The following is a 557-nucleotide window of genomic DNA, read 5'->3' on the forward strand; positions in this document are numbered from 1 at the left end:
TATTCTTGCAACACAACCAAGCTTTGGATACCCACCAATGGTTTGGTGGTCATTGAGTAATACAATCGGATTACCATCATGGGGAATTTGAATGGCGCCTAGCGCGATCCCTTCAGATAAGATGCCATCATAAGGTGGCTTTACCGTATTTCCTTCAAGGCGATAGCCCATTCGATTAGAGTCTGGCGAGATCGCAAAGCTTCCCGAATAGAATTTTTCTTTAGCTTCAACACTGAAATCATCACATTGATAACCTTCAATAACCCGCAGTGTAATTGGCAAGTTGTAATCTGGCTTGAAACGAAATGTCATGATTCTTGGTTTATGGTTAGGTAATGAATGAGCGTCAAAAGGGAGAACATCTCCAGCTTTTAGAGCGTTACCATTGGCTTCTAGTCCACCTAATGCTTCACGAAGCACGGTCGATGAGCTCCCAAGGTGCTCAGGCACATTGAAGCCACCTTTTACAGCGAGATAGGCGCGAAGGCCATTTTTCGCCATTCCGAACTGAAGCTTTTGACCTTTTTTTATCGAAAAATCCGACCAATTGGCAATAG

Annotated in this window: 1 pseudogene; it reads right to left on the reverse strand. The window is 43.8% G+C overall.

Annotated features, from left to right (window positions below):
* A pseudogene (locus tag R7Z47_RS26315) lies at window positions 1-557 on the reverse strand (biotin-dependent carboxyltransferase family protein); the annotation flags it as partial.

Source organism: Vibrio sp. 1641 (assembly GCF_033339995.1).
Classification (GTDB): Bacteria; Pseudomonadota; Gammaproteobacteria; order Enterobacterales; family Vibrionaceae; genus Vibrio; species Vibrio alginolyticus.